The following is a 15,550-nucleotide window of genomic DNA, read 5'->3' on the forward strand; positions in this document are numbered from 1 at the left end:
ATTGATGAATCAAAAAACTACTACCACGGTTTCTTCGACTTTTAGGAAGATGACCACAAAAGCAATTTTATCTGTTCTGCTATTTTTTATTGTTTATATTTTATTAATTCTTTCTGGAATTGGAATTACGATTTTGGCAGGTTACGCAGGTTTTTTCATTATTGTTGCAAAACCAATGTTTATAACCATTATGATAGGTGCTGGATTGGTTTGTATGGGTATTTTGGTTCTGATTTTTTTATTCAAATTTATCTTTGTAAAACATACTATTGATCGATCTCATTTGGTAGAAATCACCAAAGAGCAAGAGCCTAAACTGTTTGGTTTTATTGAAGAAATTGTAAGTGTTGTAAAAACTGATTTTCCAAAAAAGGTTTATTTATCTTCAGATGTAAATGCTTCGGTATTTTACGATTCTAATTTCTGGAGTATGTTTTTCCCCATAAAAAAGAATCTTCAAATAGGAATAGGTCTTATTAATTCGGTTTCTGAAATCGAACTGAAAGCTATTTTGGCGCACGAATTTGGGCATTTCTCACAGCGAAGTATGAAGGTAGGAAGTTATGTTTACAACGTAAATCAGATTATTCATAATATGCTTTATGATAATGATTCGTATAATTCTATAGCGCAAAGCTGGGGAAGTGTAAATGGCTATTTTTCCTTTTTTGTGAGTTTGGCTGTAAAAATTGTCGAAGGAATTCAATGGGTTTTAAGACAGGTTTATCAGGTTGTAAATCTTAATTATTATGGATTATCAAGGCAAATGGAGTTTCATGCCGATGCAGTTGCGGCTAGTGTTACGGGTTCAGAACCACTTATTACATCGTTGTTGCGTCTGGATTTGGCAGATCATTCATTTAATAAAGTTTTGGATTATTACGGAACTAAAATTCCGGAATCTATCGCGACCAAAAATGTTTACGAGCAGCAAACTCTGGTTATGAATTTTATTGCCCATAAAAGTAAAGTTCAGGTTCAGAATGATTTACCACAATTGACACCTGATTTTTTAAACAGATATAATAAATCAAAACTTCAAATTGAAAATAAGTGGGATACGCACCCAAGTACCGAAGATAGAATTTCGGAATTGAGGAAACTTAACAGTAAAGAATTAGAAGAAAACACTAGGCTGGCTACCAGTTTGTTGAGTAATAAAATTGATTTGCAAAGTAAATTTACAGATAAAATGTTTTCGGCAGTTTCCTATCCGAGCGATATTGTTTATCATGAAAATGAAGATTTTTTTAATGAATTTGAAACAGAATTTTTGTCAAATTCGTTTAATGATATTTTTAATAGTTATTACGACAATAAAAACCCAATTTTTAATGATTCTGAAGTAATTAAAACAGATTCATATGCGGATAAAGGTTTGAATGAACTGTTTAGTAACGCAGCTGTTGATTTGGTTTATAACTCGGTTTCCTTAGAAAATGATCTGAATGTTTTAAGACAAATTCAAAATGGTGATTATAAAATAAAGTTCTTCAACTATGATGGTCATAAAATATTTAGAAAAGATTGTTCTGAATTAATTGAAAGGCTAGAAGCTGAATTAAAGCAAATCAAAGAAGAAATTCTTAAAAATGACCATGACATTTATTTCTACTTTTTAAAACTAGCCAATAATCAAAATAAGAGAGAAGAGTATAAAAAAATGTACAACGACTTTTTTATAATGGATAAAGATTTTGATGTAAATTTTGAATATTATGTCAAAATGATTGATGCTTGCGAATTTATGCATCATGTAAATTCTTTTGAAATAATCGAAAGAAATATGGTTTTGTTGAAACACGAAGAAGATCGTTTTAAGGCTCAAATAGAAAAAATACTGAGTAATAAAATGTACAGTGCAGCTATAACAATTGAAATGAGAGAAGTTTTTGGGAAGTATTTATCTGAAGACTGGAAGTATTTTAGCCGTAACGAATACTTAAATGAAGTTTTAGAAATCCTGAACAAATCAGTAACGAATTATCAGTTTATTTTATCAAAAACTTATTTTCAAACTAAAAAAGAGTTGTTAACATATAAAATTCAACTCTTAAACAATTAAAAATAGCAATGTCTTTTTAGAGATATCTTGTTAGAAATACAAATCATGAATTCATTTTTTTCTAAAATTAAAAATCAAAAAGAGCAAAATTTGCCCTTTGTATTGTATTCGAAACCCAATTCTAACGGAATTGTTGCGCTTTTGCAACAAGACGACACATTGTATAAAGTTTTAAATTATACTGAGAAAGGTTTTGTTTTTGCCTCTTTTGATGAAAAACAACTGATTTTGATTCCAGAAAGCAAATCTGAAATCCTGACTTTCGAACAAGAAAGAATTGTTTTTGATTCGATTGAAACTGAGGATTTGAGTTTTGATGAGAAAGCTAAAAATCAATTTGAAAATTTAGTTTCAAAAGGAATTCAGGCCATCAAAAATGAAGAATTTAAAAAAGTAGTTTTGTCTCGAAATGAAGTTGTGGAATTGTCTGAATTTGATTTTGTCGAAACTTTTCAGCATCTTAAACAATTGTATCCAACAACTTTTGTGTATTGTTTCTATCATCCTAAAATTGGTTTTTGGATGGGCGCAACGCCAGAACAATTATTGAAAGCAAACGGAAACGTCTTTGAAACCACAGCTTTGGCAGGAACGCAAAAAGCCAATTTGGAAGCGGAAATTCTTTGGCAGCAAAAAGAAAAAGACGAACAGCAATATGTTACCGATTTTATTGTAAAAAGACTGCGGGAAGTAGCCAATTCGGTTATGGTAACAGAACCTTACAGTATAAAAGCAGGCTCCATCTGGCACATTAAAACAGATATTTCCGGAGTTTTAAATGATAATTCAACGCTGGAAGAAGTGATAGATACTTTGCATCCTACACCTGCGGTTTGCGGTTTACCAAAAAAGAAAGCAAAAGCATTCATTATAGAAAACGAAAAGTACGACAGGACTTTTTACACCGGTTTTTTAGGTGAACTGAACAGCAGTTTTGCGCATAATGCCATAAGTTCTGATTTGTTTGTAAATTTACGCAGCATGCAGATTCTCGATAAAAAAGCAATTTTGTACATGGGCTGCGGAATCACCAAAGAAAGTATTCCTGAAAAAGAGTGGGAGGAAAGCGTGAATAAATCCATGACGATGAAGAGAGTTCTTCGAATTGTGAGTTGTGAGATGTGAGATGTGAGATGTGAGATGTGAGTTGAATTTGAGATAATTAAAAAAAGTTTCAGGTTTCAGGTTGACAGCGGAGCCTGGCACGAGGCTTTATCAGAATTGGCGAAGCAAACTTGAAACCTGAAACAAAAAAAACTTGAAACAAAAAACATATGAAACTAGATATATTAGCCTTTGGTGCGCATCCTGATGATGTAGAATTGGGTTGTGCAGGAACTATTTTAAAAGAAGTATCACTTGGTAAAAAAGTTGGTATTGTCGATTTGACGCGTGGCGAATTAGGGACCCGTGGGAGTGCGGAAATTAGAGATGAGGAAGCAAAAGACGCCGCAAAGATTTTAGGCGTTCTGGTTCGTGAAAATTTAGCCTTTCGTGATGGTTTTTTTGTAAACGACGAAAAACATCAGTTAGAGGTCATAAAAATGATTCGGAAATACAAACCTGAAATTGTTTTATGTAATGCAATTGACGACCGCCATATCGATCACGGAAGAGGAAGTAAATTGGTTTCGGATGCTTGTTTTTTATCAGGTCTGATGAAAATTGAAACTGCTATTGATGGTGAAAAACAAGAAGCATGGAGACCAAGAGTAGTTTATCATTATATTCAGTGGAAAAATATAGAACCTGATTTCGTAGTGGATATCACAGGTTTCGAAAAGAAGAAGGTAGAATCGATTTTGGCCTATAAAACCCAATTTTATGACCCAGATTCAGAAGAACCGGCTACGCCGATAACGAGTAAAAACTTTTTAGAAAGCCTAAATTATCGTGCCCAGGACTTAGGAAGGCTAGTTGGAGTAGAATTTGCAGAAGGTTTCACTGTCGAAAGGTGTTTGGCAGTCAATAGCTTAGAAAATTTGATGTAATTTTTTTAATTTTTTCTTTGTAGAAGTAAACCTTTGTTGTATATTTGCAACCGCAAAGAAAAATGGTGGTTGTAGCTCAGCTGGTTAGAGTATTGGTTTGTGGTGCCGAGGGTCGCCGGTTCGAACCCGGTCAGCCACCCAGGATTTTGAAAGCCTTGAAGAAATTCAAGGCTTTTTTTGTACGCCTAATTTTGATATTTAGCCACCAAGACGCGAAGACACAAAGTTTTGGAGAATTATATTGAAAAGTCTTAAATTGTGTAAAAAAAATAATTTAATTAGTTGTAAATCTTGTGCAATCCGTTTCCTTCGTAGTTCATTTTCATATACAAAAATTTGTGTCTTTGTGCCTTCGTGGCAAACAAACAAAAAAAAGCATGAAGCGTAAACTTCATGCTCATTTGGTTAACTATATTTGGTTTATGTATTATCGTATTTCTTTAAAGGTATTTCCCTGATTGATATCACCCGTATCAAAACCTTTTTTAAACCAGTACATTCTTTGTTCAGAACTTCCGTGTGTAAACGAATCCGGAACTACATGACCTTGCATTTTGCTTTGAATAGCGTCGTCACCAACAGCGTTTGCAGCACTCAATGCTTCTTCAATATCACCAATATCTAAGTTTTCTTTATTGTAATGTGTCCAGACTCCGGCATAAAAATCGGCTTGCAGTTCCAGCGCTACAGATAGTTTGTTAGCCTCTGCTTCACTTTTGCCTTGCTGTTCTTCACGCATTTTTGCTGATGTACCCAATAAAGTTTGGATGTGATGCCCAATTTCGTGCGCTATAACATACGCAATTGCAAAATCGCCACCCTTGGCTCCAAATTTTGTTTTAAGCTCTTCAAAGAAGCCTAAATCCATATATACTTTTTGATCACCCGGACAATAAAAAGGTCCGGAAGCTGATGAAGCACCACCACAGGCAGTTTGTACTGATCCCTTAAAAAGTACTAAAGTTGGTTTTTTATAGGTCATGCCATTTTCGGCAAATATTTTGCTCCAGATGTCTTCGTTATCGGCCAGGATGACTCTTACAAAGTCTCCCATTTCCTGATCTTCTTTACTTAACGGAACGGCAGTCTCGGTTTGATTGCCTTGTGAGCCTTGCATTTGCTCCAGAATAGGGGTTATCATTTGGGCATTTTCGCCTCCAAAAACATTTACTAATAAGATAATAATACCTATAAGTCCGCCTCCTACGATGGTTTTTCCTCCGGAGGACATTCCTCTTCTGTCTTCAACATTGTCACTTTGTCTTCTGCCTAGCCATTTCATAGGGTGTTGTTTTTGTGTTGATTGTGGATTATCTTAATACGAATTTATATATTTTTTTGTAATAAGCGATCATAGAATGCCATTTACTTTAAATTATTTTAACCAGTTAAAAAGTGCTTCTTCTACAGTTCCTTTAATAATTGGTTTAGAAATATAATCATTCATACCGGCAGCTAAACATTTATTTCGTTCTTCTTTTTCTGCACCGGCGGTTACGGCTATTATCGGAACAATTTTTCCGGTTGTTGTGTTACGAATAGCTTTCGTAGCTTCATAGCCATTCATAATAGGCATCTGAATGTCCATGAAAATTATATCAGGATTTGTGCTTTCAAATTGTTTTACGGCTTCATATCCGTTTTCACATTCATAGATAAAAGCATTTTGATATAAATTCTTAATGATGGTTTTTAAAAGCAACATATTGACCCTGTTGTCCTCGGCAATTAAAAAAGTTACTTTTTTTGCCTTGTTGTTTAATGTTAAATCAGAATTTGCGCTGTTAAGCTCGGCTTTGTATTTTTCAGTAAGGATAACATTGCTGGTTTTTAAACTTAAATCAAAATAAAAGTTACTTCCAATATCTATTTTGCTCTGAAGCTGTAAACGGCTTTCCATTAAAGCCAGTAATTGATTTGAAATGGTAAGTCCTAAACCTGTTCCTCCGAACTTTCTTGTTGTTGAACTGTCTTCCTGAGAGAAAGCTTTGAAAATCTTTTTCTGGTTTTTTTCGAGTATTCCGATTCCGGTATCAATTACAGCAAAACGAATAACATGATGGTTTTCGCTGTTTTTTTCCTGAATAGAAACATTTAATTTAATAGATCCTTTATTAGTGAATTTTACAGCATTTGAGAGCAGATTGATTAAAATTTGCTTCAATCGCACAATATCTGTCCATATAAATTTGGGTACATCCGGATCTACATTCAGTTCTAAAAGCAGGTCTTTTTGATTGGATTCGTAAACAATCAAATCAAAGATCTGTCCTAATACTTTTTTGATATCATATAAATCAATGTAAAGCTCTAATTTACCGGCTTCGATTTTAGAAAAATCCAGAATATCATTTATGATTTCAAGTAAAGAATGTGCCGATTGATTTATCGTGGTCATGTATTTTTCCTGAATTTCCTGAAGATCTGTTTTCATTAATAAATCGGTAAAACCTATAATTCCGTTCAGCGGAGTCCTGATTTCGTGGGACATATTGGCTAAGAAATCGGATTTTGATTTGTTGGCCGCTTCCGCTAATTGTTTGGCTTTAATGGCATCTTCGGTTTCTTTTTTGTTGGTAATATCAAAATAAATTCCACCAACAAATTCAATTGTATCTCCTTTTTTAATAACATCTCCAAACTCTTCAATCCAGATATATTCGCCGGTTTTTCGTTTGATGCGATACACATTATGCAAAGGATCTCCGTTTTGTAAATCAATAATCTGACTATTTACAACCTCGTCTTTATCATCAGGATGTATGAGTGATAAAAAGGACAAATTGTTTTCGATAAATTCGGTTTTTGAATATCCAGTTAAATTGATGATTTCGTCATTCAAAAATATCTTGGTTGACAGCTCATCAAATTTTGAAAGATAAACAGTACCCGGAATATTATTGGCAATAAGCTTAAACTTTTCCTCGCTCTCCTGAATTTTGGATAAATTTTGATTACGCTCTAATACGGATGAAATGTTATTGGCTAATGTCTGAAAGATATAAATTTCATCTTCGGTCCATTTTTTTTCTTTTGTACAATCATCAAAACCGATAAAACCTGTAAAGTCATCATTAATAAATAATGGTAAAATCAAGATGGATTTAATTTCGTTGTCTACCAGTAATTTTTTAAAAAAGGTATCCTTTAGATTTTTGGTTAAAGTATTTAAAACCTTCTTTTTCTTAGCATGGAAAAATATTTCACTTAAATTATCTTCAGTAAACTGGCGTAATGTAGTTATCTGATGCGGAACTCCATCTTTTGACCATTTGTATTTTTGGCTGATAGTATTGTTTTCGAAATCCTTTTCATAATAAAACATATGATCTACTTTGGCTGCTTTTCCAATTATTTCATAGGTTTCTTCAAACATTTCCTGAATGTTTTTACTTAATAGAAACTTCTCAGTACAAAGCGCCAATGCAGATAGTAATTCACTTTTTAGTTCCAGTTTTTTCTCAGCTTTCAAACGCATTTGCGAAGAAATTGCCAACGAAATAATATCAGCGATGGTTCTGGAGTAATTGATATCTTCGTTGTCCCACTCTCTCTTTTCTACAGTACTTTCAAAACAAACTACACCGGTTAATTCTCCACTTAAAAAAACAGGTACATCAAGCATAGACTGAATGCTGTTTTTTTGAAAATAACTTTTTTTAAACTCTGACATTTCCAGTTTGTCTAAAACATCAGGAGCGTTGATTATAGCTTTGTTTTTTAATGTTTCGAAGTAAATAGGGTAGGCTTCAATATTTAAAATATTTTTGTCTGCAAGACTTTGATTGTCTGAGCTGTATATGTTTTTGCAGGTAATGCTCTCATTTGTATATTTCCAGAAACTAACACGGTTTACTTTAGAGACAGTGGCAGCCTCTTCTATAATCAGGTTGATTACGATGTTTAATTTATCGTATAAACTAAAATTGGTTGTCGATAGTTTTCTAGCCGAATTGTTGTAATCTTCAATTTTCCTGCGTCTGCTCGTTTTCTCGTTTTCTATATTTTTTAATTGCGTGATATCTCTGGCAATACCTGCATAACCAGTGGTTTGTCCTAAATCATTTTTACGGATAATTACTTTTTGCGAGATCCATAATTCTTCTCCGTTTTTCTTGATAACAGGAATTTCAATCATGGGATAATTGTTTACTTCGAGTTCTAAATCTTCATAAAAAGCAACAGCACTCGTAATATAATCGGCTCGTATGAATTTAGAATAATGTTGTCCTACAATTTCAGATTCGGTGTAGCCTAAAATAGAAAAAGCAAATTCATTTATAAAAGTAAAATAGCCATCATCATTGATTTCAAAAATAATATCTGTAGCGGTCTGAATTAGGTTTTTATACTGGTCCTGAACAATGATTTGCTCCGTTACATCCTGCCCGATACTGATAATCAGGTCCTCTGAAAATTTTTTGTCTTTCCACTGGATGTATTTGTATTCTCCGTTTTTACCTTTTAATTTCCGGATATATAGTTTGTTGTCTTCATGATTTAAGCGATACTTTTCGTCAATAAATTCGGTGTCTTTAGTAAGCTTCCAGAAATTCATTCCCATTACTTCATTGGGCTGATACCCTAAAATATTGGTAATGGTTTCACTGCAAAAAAGAATTTCCCCCTTTTTATTAGAGGCCACAGTTAGCGAATTTCCTTTATGTACAATTTCATTGGTAAATCTGAAATTATCTTTAGTGTTTAATAATACGGCATGTTTGACATGATTAATAACAAATATCAAAATGCAATAATTAGCCAGTAAAATAGAAGTTTTTATAGGTATTAAATGAAAAACAATTGTGGCGACCAGATATGCAAAGACAAGGGCGATAAAGGTCCAGTAAACTTTTACAGGTTTTAAAATGCTATACGAAAAATAATATGCAATTAAAAAGGCAATTAAAGGAATAATATCTCCTTTTAAAAAAATAATGTTTTTGGATATATATATAAAATAGGATAGGAAGAGGGTAATAAAGATATACGGAATCTTTTTTCGAAGAAACTTAATTTTATCTGTGACAAGGTAAAAGACCAACACAAATATTCCAATTCCGATATTTACATACAACTGACTTTTAGGCCGGACTTTAAAAATTTCATTAATGATTTCTATGGCAATAATAGCAAGGCCCAGAAATAAAAGATACAATTGATATTCTTTAACATTGGTGTCAGTTTCTTTGTTTTTTTCTATAAAATAACCGATTCGCGTCTTTATTTTGAAAAACTGGTAAACTAATAAAGCAATAAGGCCTGTAAGAGACAATCCTAAAATAATGAGTTTAGGATTGTTGTAGAAAATAATGTCAGAGTTTAGAACAAACCAGTTGGAGCCAAGAGATTCCTGAGCCAGTCTAATTAAAAACTGTCCCCGAATAACGTCTGAAAATAAACTATAGCATCCGACCATAGTACAGATTTGGGTTGTGGTATCTTTATGTTTTCTAAACAGAGGAGGTTAGACTCTGTTCTGGTTTTTATGTTTTTTATTCTAAATCTTTTCCAATAGAATCTATTGAATCTTCTTTTTCTTCTACTCCTAAAATGGCATTATACATAGCATATTTTACCGAATATGTAATCGGAATTGTAAAAACAATACCAATACAACAGCCAATAAAACCAACCATCGAAGCCAGACCGGCAACTACAAACAAAAGAATAATGGTTATAGGTTGCTTGGTTACGATTACCGAACTTGATTTAATTGCGTCTAAAGCATTTAAATTTCCAAAAATAATTAATGGAATGGTTAGGGATGTGAAAAAGGCAATGGCAAGATTAATAATGCCATCAATAATAACAATTTCTAATAGATTAAAGACAATAGAAATTAATCCTGTAAGTAATGCGATAAGTAAAGAAGCAATAAAAAGCTGCGTAAAATAATGTGCTTTGTAATAGGTGAAAATTGTTGAAACATTAAATTCAATGTCTTTATCTGCACAATCTGCCATTTTTAAAAAACCAGCAGTAAACGGACTTAAAATTGCTGTGGCAAATGCAATAACAATAGTGTATATAATTAAGGTGGAAGGCAAATAATCCTGGTCTTTTAAGCCATCGAAAAACTCTTTATTAAAATGCTCAATTCCATATAATGAGATCAATATACCACCTCCGGCAAATGAAGCTAAAATTCCGAAGACTAACAAAATGAGCCCGGCATACAATGCAATTTTTTTATAATTTTCGAAAGCATGGTTAAAAACATTCGAAAAATCTAAGTCGTAACCGTGATTTTTAATGTCCTCGATTTGGTCTAATGTAGATTTCATTTGGAGTAAAGTTATAGTATATACTTCTTAATTTAATTAAATAATAAGTCGTAAATATAATATTTTAAATCAATTCCGTATCAAAATCTATAAAATAGTACGAAACGGCTTTATTGCCTTACATCCAGTCTAATAATCTTTTTATTGTAGGCAGTTTATCTTTGTAAGGTGCATATCGCATGGGCAAATCCAGCCAGTTTCCTTTTTTAACAACCCCTTTGTGATGCGAGAAAACATCAAAACTCAACTGTCCGTGATAGGCGCCAATGCCACTATGCCCAACTCCTCCAAACGGAAGTCTTTTGTTTGAAAAGTGAATGACCGTATCATTGATACAGCCTCCGCCAAATGAATAGTTTTTGATTAGTTTTTTAGCAAAAGTAGGATTATCACTAAAGATATAAAAGGCTAAAGGTTTTTCGTAACGTTTGATGATGTTCGCAATATCTCCCTCGGTTTCATAAGTAAGAATGGGTAATATTGGACCAAAAATTTCTTCCTGCATTACTGGACTATCCAAATTGGGTTCTTCGATAAGTGTTGGAGCGATATAATGTGTTTCGGCATTCATTTCTCCCCCAAAAATAACTTTTTCGTTCTGAATCATATTGGTGAGTCTCACCCAGTTTTTGGTATTGATAATACGGGCAAAATCTGGGGATTTGTCCATTTTTTTTCCGTATGATTTTGTGATTTCTTCCATTAGATACGTAATGAAATTAATCTTCATGTCTTTTTGAATCAAAATATAATCAGGAGCAATGCAAGTTTGTCCTGCATTGATGAATTTTCCCCAAACGATTCGTTTTGCCGCCAATTTTAAGTTGGCAGTTTCATCAATAAGACACGGATTTTTTCCGCCTAATTCTAATGTAACAGGTGTTAAATGCTCGGCAGCAGCCTTGGCTACGATTTTCCCAACGGCAACACTTCCGGTAAAAAAAATATAATCCCAGCGTTGTGCTAATAATTTATTTGAAACTTCGACACCGCCCTGAATGACTTCTACATGATTAACATGAAAAGCTTTTTCGATGATTTTTGCTATAATAGCGGAGGTGTTTGGTGCAAGCTCAGAAGGTTTTAGAACCACTTTATTTCCCGCAGCAACGGCAGCAATCAAAGGACAAAGCGCTAATTGAAAAGGATAATTCCAGGGTGAAATAACTAATACATTTCCGTAAGGCTCTTTGTAAATATAATCAGTAGAAGGAAAGTTGAGGATTGAGGGAAAAACGCGTTTTCGTCGGGCCCATTTATGAATGTTTTTGATGGTATCTTTCAGTTCCGAAATAACATAATTGGTTTCGGTTAAAACAGCTTCAAATTCAGGCTTTTTAAAATCATCGTATAAAGTTTTTACAATTAAATCTTCGCTTTTCTGAATATTATACAATAATTTTTTAAGCGTTTCTCTACGGTATCCGATGTCGTTTTTATAGTCCATTTTATAGCCAACTTGATTTTTGTCTATGCAAGTTAAATTATAAAAATTAAAATTTTAACAATTAAATCATAAAAATCACAAAGCATTCCAAATCGTTTCGTCTGGTGTAGGCGCTACAATGGTAATGTTTTCTTTGGAAACGGGATGAATAAAAGTCAATTTTCTGGCATGCAGATGAATGCCTCCATCAGGATTGCTTCGGTCAAAACCATATTTCAAATCGCCTTTTATGGGAGAACCAATTGCAGATAATTGCGCACGAATCTGGTGATGGCGGCCTGTGTGCAGATTGATTTCCAGTGCCACATAATTATGAAGTTCTTTAAAAACGGTATAATCCAAACTAGCAATTTTACTGTCTGGAACTTCTTTTATATGGGCTTTTGAAGTATTGTTTTTTTCGTTTCTTTTGAGGTAATGAACCAATTTGGCAGTTGTTTCCTGAGGTTTATTCTTCACAACTGCCCAATAGGTTTTTTGTGTTTCGCGATTACTGAACATTTCGTTCATTCGCGTTAATGCTTTACTGGTTCTGGCAAAAACGACAATTCCGGTTGTGGGTCTGTCCAAACGGTGAATCACACCCAGAAAAACGTCGCCAGGTTTATTGTATTTGTCTTTAATGTATTCTTTTACAACATCAGACAACGGTTTATCACCCGTTTTATCACCCTGTACAATATCGCCTACACGCTTGTTTACGACAATGATATGATTGTCTTCGTGTAAAACCTGAAGGTTCTTTTTATCTGAAATTATTTTATTAGACATCTTAGATTGTTAGTGTGAAAGAGATTTGGCTAAAGCCCTTTTGATAAATTTAAAAATGTCCCCAGCTAAAGCTGGAGGCTATTCAATTTAAAATTCTTATTTGCTTTGAACCTTTGTTTCAAAAAAAACTTAGAATCTCCGCAACTCAGAACCTTAGTATCTTTAAAAAAAACCTTTGACCCTTTGTAGCTTTGACCCTTTGAACCTAAAAAAACTCAGAATATCAGCAACTTAGAACCTCAGTATCTTTAAAAAAAGCCTTTGAAACTTTGTAACTTTGATCCTTTGAAACTAAAAAAAACTCAGAATCTCCGCAACTTAGAACCTTAGAATCTTTAAAAAAAATTAATATTGCTCTTTTTCGTTCGGGAAATCACTAGACTTCACATCGGTTACGTACTGACCAATAGCACCTGTCATTTCCTGATATAAATTGAGATAACGGCGTAAAAATCTAGGGCTAAACTCGTTGTTCATTCCTAACATATCGTGAATAACTAAAACTTGTCCGTCAACGCCGCCACCGGCACCAATTCCGATTACTGGAATCGAGATACTTTTAGCCACTTTTTCAGCAAGATGTGCTGGAATTTTTTCTAAAACAACCGCAAAACATCCCACTTTTTCAAGCATTTTAGCATCTTCCATTAGTTTTTCAGCTTCTTCATCTTCTTTGGCACGTACGCTGTAAGTTCCGAATTTATAGATAGATTGAGGCGTAAGACCCAAATGCCCCATTACTGGAATTCCGGCATTTAATATTTTTTTGATCGACTCTTTAATTTCTTTTCCGCCTTCCAGTTTCACTGCGTGACCACCGCTTTCTTTCATGATCCTGATCGCAGATCGCAATGCTTCTTTAGGGTCAGACTGGTAACTTCCAAAAGGCAAATCAACTACCACCAAAGCTCTTTCGATAGCGCGAACTACAGACGAAGCGTGGTAAATCATTTGATCTAAGGTAATAGGCAATGTTGTTTCGTGACCAGCCATCACATTTGAAGCTGAATCGCCTACTAAAATCACATCGACTCCAGCGGTATCCACAATTTTTGCCATGGTATAATCGTAAGCCGTCAGCATAGAGATTTTCTCTCCATTGCTTTTCATTTCGATTAACGATTTTGTAGTGATTCTTTTATAATCTTTTTTTGCAACTGACATTATAAGTGAGTTTTAAGTTTTTTTTGAATGGTTTTAAAAGTGAAATTTACTCTTAAAACGAAAATTTTGAATGCAAAATTACACAATATTATGCTAACAATCGGCCATATTTACGGCAATTGCTAATCCGCCTTCAGAGGTTTCTTTATATTTAGAATTCATATCTTTTGCGGTTTGCCACATCGTATTGATTACCTTATCCAAAGGCACTTTTGCGTTTTTAGAATCGGTTTCAAGAGCCAGTTCGGCTGCGTTTATGGCTTTTATGGCGCCCATTGTATTTCTTTCGATACAAGGAATCTGAACCAAACCGCCAATCGGGTCGCAGGTTAAACCAAGGTGATGTTCCATAGCAATTTCGGCAGCCATTAAAACCTGAGCTGGAGTTCCGCCCATCAATTCGCACAGTGCAGCAGCCGCCATCGCAGACGAAACGCCAATTTCGGCCTGACAACCACCCATTGCAGCAGAAATGGTAGCGCCTTTTTTGAAGATACTTCCAATTTCGCCGGCTACCATCAAAAATTGTTTGATTTCTTTTTCGGTTGCATCATGGTTTTCAATTACCATATAATACATCAAAACAGCAGGAATTACACCCGCACTTCCATTCGTAGGAGCCGTAACTACACGGCCTAAAGATGCGTTTACTTCATTCACGGCAAGTGCAAAACAACTTACCCATTTTAAGATTTGGCGAAATTTAACCTCGGTTTTTCTAATCTCTTCTAACCAGGTTTGTGGCGAATTATAATTGGATAAACCAATTAAATTCTGGTGCATATCAAAAGCTCTTCGGCGCACATTCAAACCACCCGGAAGAATTCCTTCGGAGTGACAGCCAATGTACATACATTCGAGCATCGTGTTCCAGATACGCATTAATTCTGAATGAATTTCAGCTTCAGGACGCATCGATTTTTCGTTTTCATAAACGATTTCCGAAACCGATTTGTTCTGAGAAATGGTATATTCTAAAAGTTCAGCGGCATTTTGGATAGGGTAGGGAAAAGCACATTTTATAGCTAATTTTTCCTTTGCATTGGTACGTTCTTCTTTCACCACAAATCCACCACCAATTGAGTAAAAAGTAGATTCGTACTCAGAACTATCGTTTTTAAAAGCAGTAAATTTTAGGCCATTGGCATGGAAAGGAAGAAACTCTTTATTGAAAACAATGTCCTGAAGAAAATAAAACGGAATCGTAACTTGATTAGCCAAAATGATTTCGTTTGAAGTTTCGATATTTTTGATAATTCCCGCAATATTCTCAACCGGAATGTATTCAGGATCCTGACCGCTTAATCCTAACATAACAGATAAATCGGTTGCGTGCCCTTTTCCTGTCAAGGAAAGTGAGCCATACAGATCGACTTTTACCCGTGTGATCTGATCTAAAATGGCTTCATTTTTTAATTCTTCTAAAAAACGTTCGGCAGCACGCCAGGGACCAAGAGTGTGCGAGCTTGAGGGCCCAACACCAATTTTAAGCATATCAAAAACAGAGATACATTCTTCCATTGTTCAATTTTTATTAAGACAAAGATAATTGAATAATGCAACGAAAATGTTATTCGAATGGTAAATCTTGCGTATTTGTTAAAATAAATATTGAATTTTAATAATTTGATAACGAAATAATTTTTGTTACATAATAAAGGCCAAGCGTAAAGAGTTAAGGTTTTTTAGGTATTTTTGTAAAAGAACAGTTTGCTGGAATAAAACCGATTTTTAGTTTAAAAAAGATAAAATCGAAGTAAACTAAATTTTTAGGTATTTCGTTATAATGGAGAAAAGTTTTTTCGAAAATTTGAATACCACAAAG

10 protein-coding genes and 1 tRNA gene are annotated in these 15,550 nt (G+C 34.0%); 4 read left to right on the forward strand and 7 right to left on the reverse strand.

The annotated features are described in order from the left end of the window. The first annotated feature begins 4 nt into the window (after positions 1 to 4). From GON26_RS17570 to GON26_RS17585, 4 genes are all read left to right on the forward strand, one after another. The gene (locus GON26_RS17570; RefSeq protein ID WP_160376077.1) at positions 5 to 2,065 is read left to right on the forward strand and encodes a M48 family metallopeptidase; all 2,061 of its coding nucleotides are present in this window, start codon (positions 5 to 7) and stop codon (positions 2,063 to 2,065) included. A gap of 45 nt (positions 2,066 to 2,110) precedes the next feature. Then, positions 2,111 to 3,190, forward strand: coding sequence for a chorismate-binding protein (locus GON26_RS17575; protein WP_160376078.1), 1,080 nt, complete (start codon positions 2,111 to 2,113; stop codon positions 3,188 to 3,190). A gap of 149 nt (positions 3,191 to 3,339) precedes the next feature. Beyond that, positions 3,340 to 4,056, forward strand: coding sequence for a bacillithiol biosynthesis deacetylase BshB1 (gene bshB1 / locus GON26_RS17580; RefSeq protein ID WP_160376079.1), 717 nt, complete (start codon positions 3,340 to 3,342; stop codon positions 4,054 to 4,056). A 65-nt stretch (positions 4,057 to 4,121) separates the two neighbouring features. After that, positions 4,122 to 4,195 (forward strand) — tRNA-His (locus tag GON26_RS17585). Positions 4,196 to 4,483: 288 nt separating this feature from the next. Here the strand turns inward: GON26_RS17585 and ypfJ are convergent. The 7 genes from ypfJ to GON26_RS17620 form a co-directional block, all read right to left on the reverse strand. After that, positions 4,484 to 5,338, reverse strand: coding sequence for a KPN_02809 family neutral zinc metallopeptidase (gene ypfJ / locus GON26_RS17590; RefSeq protein WP_160376080.1), 855 nt, complete (start codon positions 5,336 to 5,338; stop codon positions 4,484 to 4,486). Positions 5,339 to 5,431: 93 nt separating this feature from the next. Next, entirely contained in the window at positions 5,432 to 9,475 is a 4,044-nt protein-coding gene (locus GON26_RS17595) for a PAS domain S-box protein (protein WP_160376081.1), read from the reverse strand. Between the two features lie 76 nt (positions 9,476 to 9,551). Then, complete coding sequence (locus GON26_RS17600; protein WP_160376082.1) at positions 9,552 to 10,343, reverse strand: hypothetical protein; 792 nt, start codon at positions 10,341 to 10,343, stop codon at positions 9,552 to 9,554. Between the two features lie 118 nt (positions 10,344 to 10,461). Continuing rightward, positions 10,462 to 11,790: an aldehyde dehydrogenase gene (locus tag GON26_RS17605; RefSeq protein WP_160376083.1), complete on the reverse strand. Its 1,329-nt coding sequence runs from the start codon at positions 11,788 to 11,790 to the stop codon at positions 10,462 to 10,464. 75 nt (positions 11,791 to 11,865) lie between these two features. Beyond that, positions 11,866 to 12,561 (reverse strand): RluA family pseudouridine synthase, encoded by a 696-nt coding sequence (locus GON26_RS17610; RefSeq protein WP_160376084.1) that lies wholly within the window; start codon positions 12,559 to 12,561, stop codon positions 11,866 to 11,868. A 345-nt stretch (positions 12,562 to 12,906) separates the two neighbouring features. Then, on the reverse strand, positions 12,907 to 13,725 hold the full coding sequence (gene panB / locus GON26_RS17615; RefSeq protein ID WP_160376085.1) for a 3-methyl-2-oxobutanoate hydroxymethyltransferase: 819 nt from the start codon (positions 13,723 to 13,725) through the stop codon (positions 12,907 to 12,909). A 93-nt stretch (positions 13,726 to 13,818) separates the two neighbouring features. After that, on the reverse strand, positions 13,819 to 15,246 hold the full coding sequence (locus tag GON26_RS17620) for an L-serine ammonia-lyase (RefSeq protein ID WP_160376086.1): 1,428 nt from the start codon (positions 15,244 to 15,246) through the stop codon (positions 13,819 to 13,821). Positions 15,247 to 15,550 lie beyond the last annotated feature (304 nt).

Source organism: Flavobacterium hydrocarbonoxydans (assembly GCF_009789235.1).
Lineage (GTDB): Bacteria > Bacteroidota > Bacteroidia > Flavobacteriales > Flavobacteriaceae > Flavobacterium > Flavobacterium hydrocarbonoxydans.

Coding starts and splice junctions, on each gene's coding strand:
- GON26_RS17620 (WP_160376086.1), bottom strand. CDS start 15,246: ATGGAAGAATGTATCTCTGTTTTTGATATGCTTAAAATTGGTGTTGGG.
- GON26_RS17595 (WP_160376081.1), bottom strand. CDS start 9,475: ATGGTCGGATGCTATAGTTTATTTTCAGACGTTATTCGGGGACAGTTT.
- bshB1 (WP_160376079.1), top strand. CDS start 3,340: ATGAAACTAGATATATTAGCCTTTGGTGCGCATCCTGATGATGTAGAA.
- GON26_RS17600 (WP_160376082.1), bottom strand. CDS start 10,343: ATGAAATCTACATTAGACCAAATCGAGGACATTAAAAATCACGGTTAC.
- panB (WP_160376085.1), bottom strand. CDS start 13,725: ATGTCAGTTGCAAAAAAAGATTATAAAAGAATCACTACAAAATCGTTA.
- GON26_RS17570 (WP_160376077.1), top strand. CDS start 5: ATGAATCAAAAAACTACTACCACGGTTTCTTCGACTTTTAGGAAGATG.
- GON26_RS17610 (WP_160376084.1), bottom strand. CDS start 12,561: ATGTCTAATAAAATAATTTCAGATAAAAAGAACCTTCAGGTTTTACAC.
- GON26_RS17575 (WP_160376078.1), top strand. CDS start 2,111: ATGAATTCATTTTTTTCTAAAATTAAAAATCAAAAAGAGCAAAATTTG.
- GON26_RS17605 (WP_160376083.1), bottom strand. CDS start 11,790: ATGGACTATAAAAACGACATCGGATACCGTAGAGAAACGCTTAAAAAA.
- ypfJ (WP_160376080.1), bottom strand. CDS start 5,338: ATGAAATGGCTAGGCAGAAGACAAAGTGACAATGTTGAAGACAGAAGA.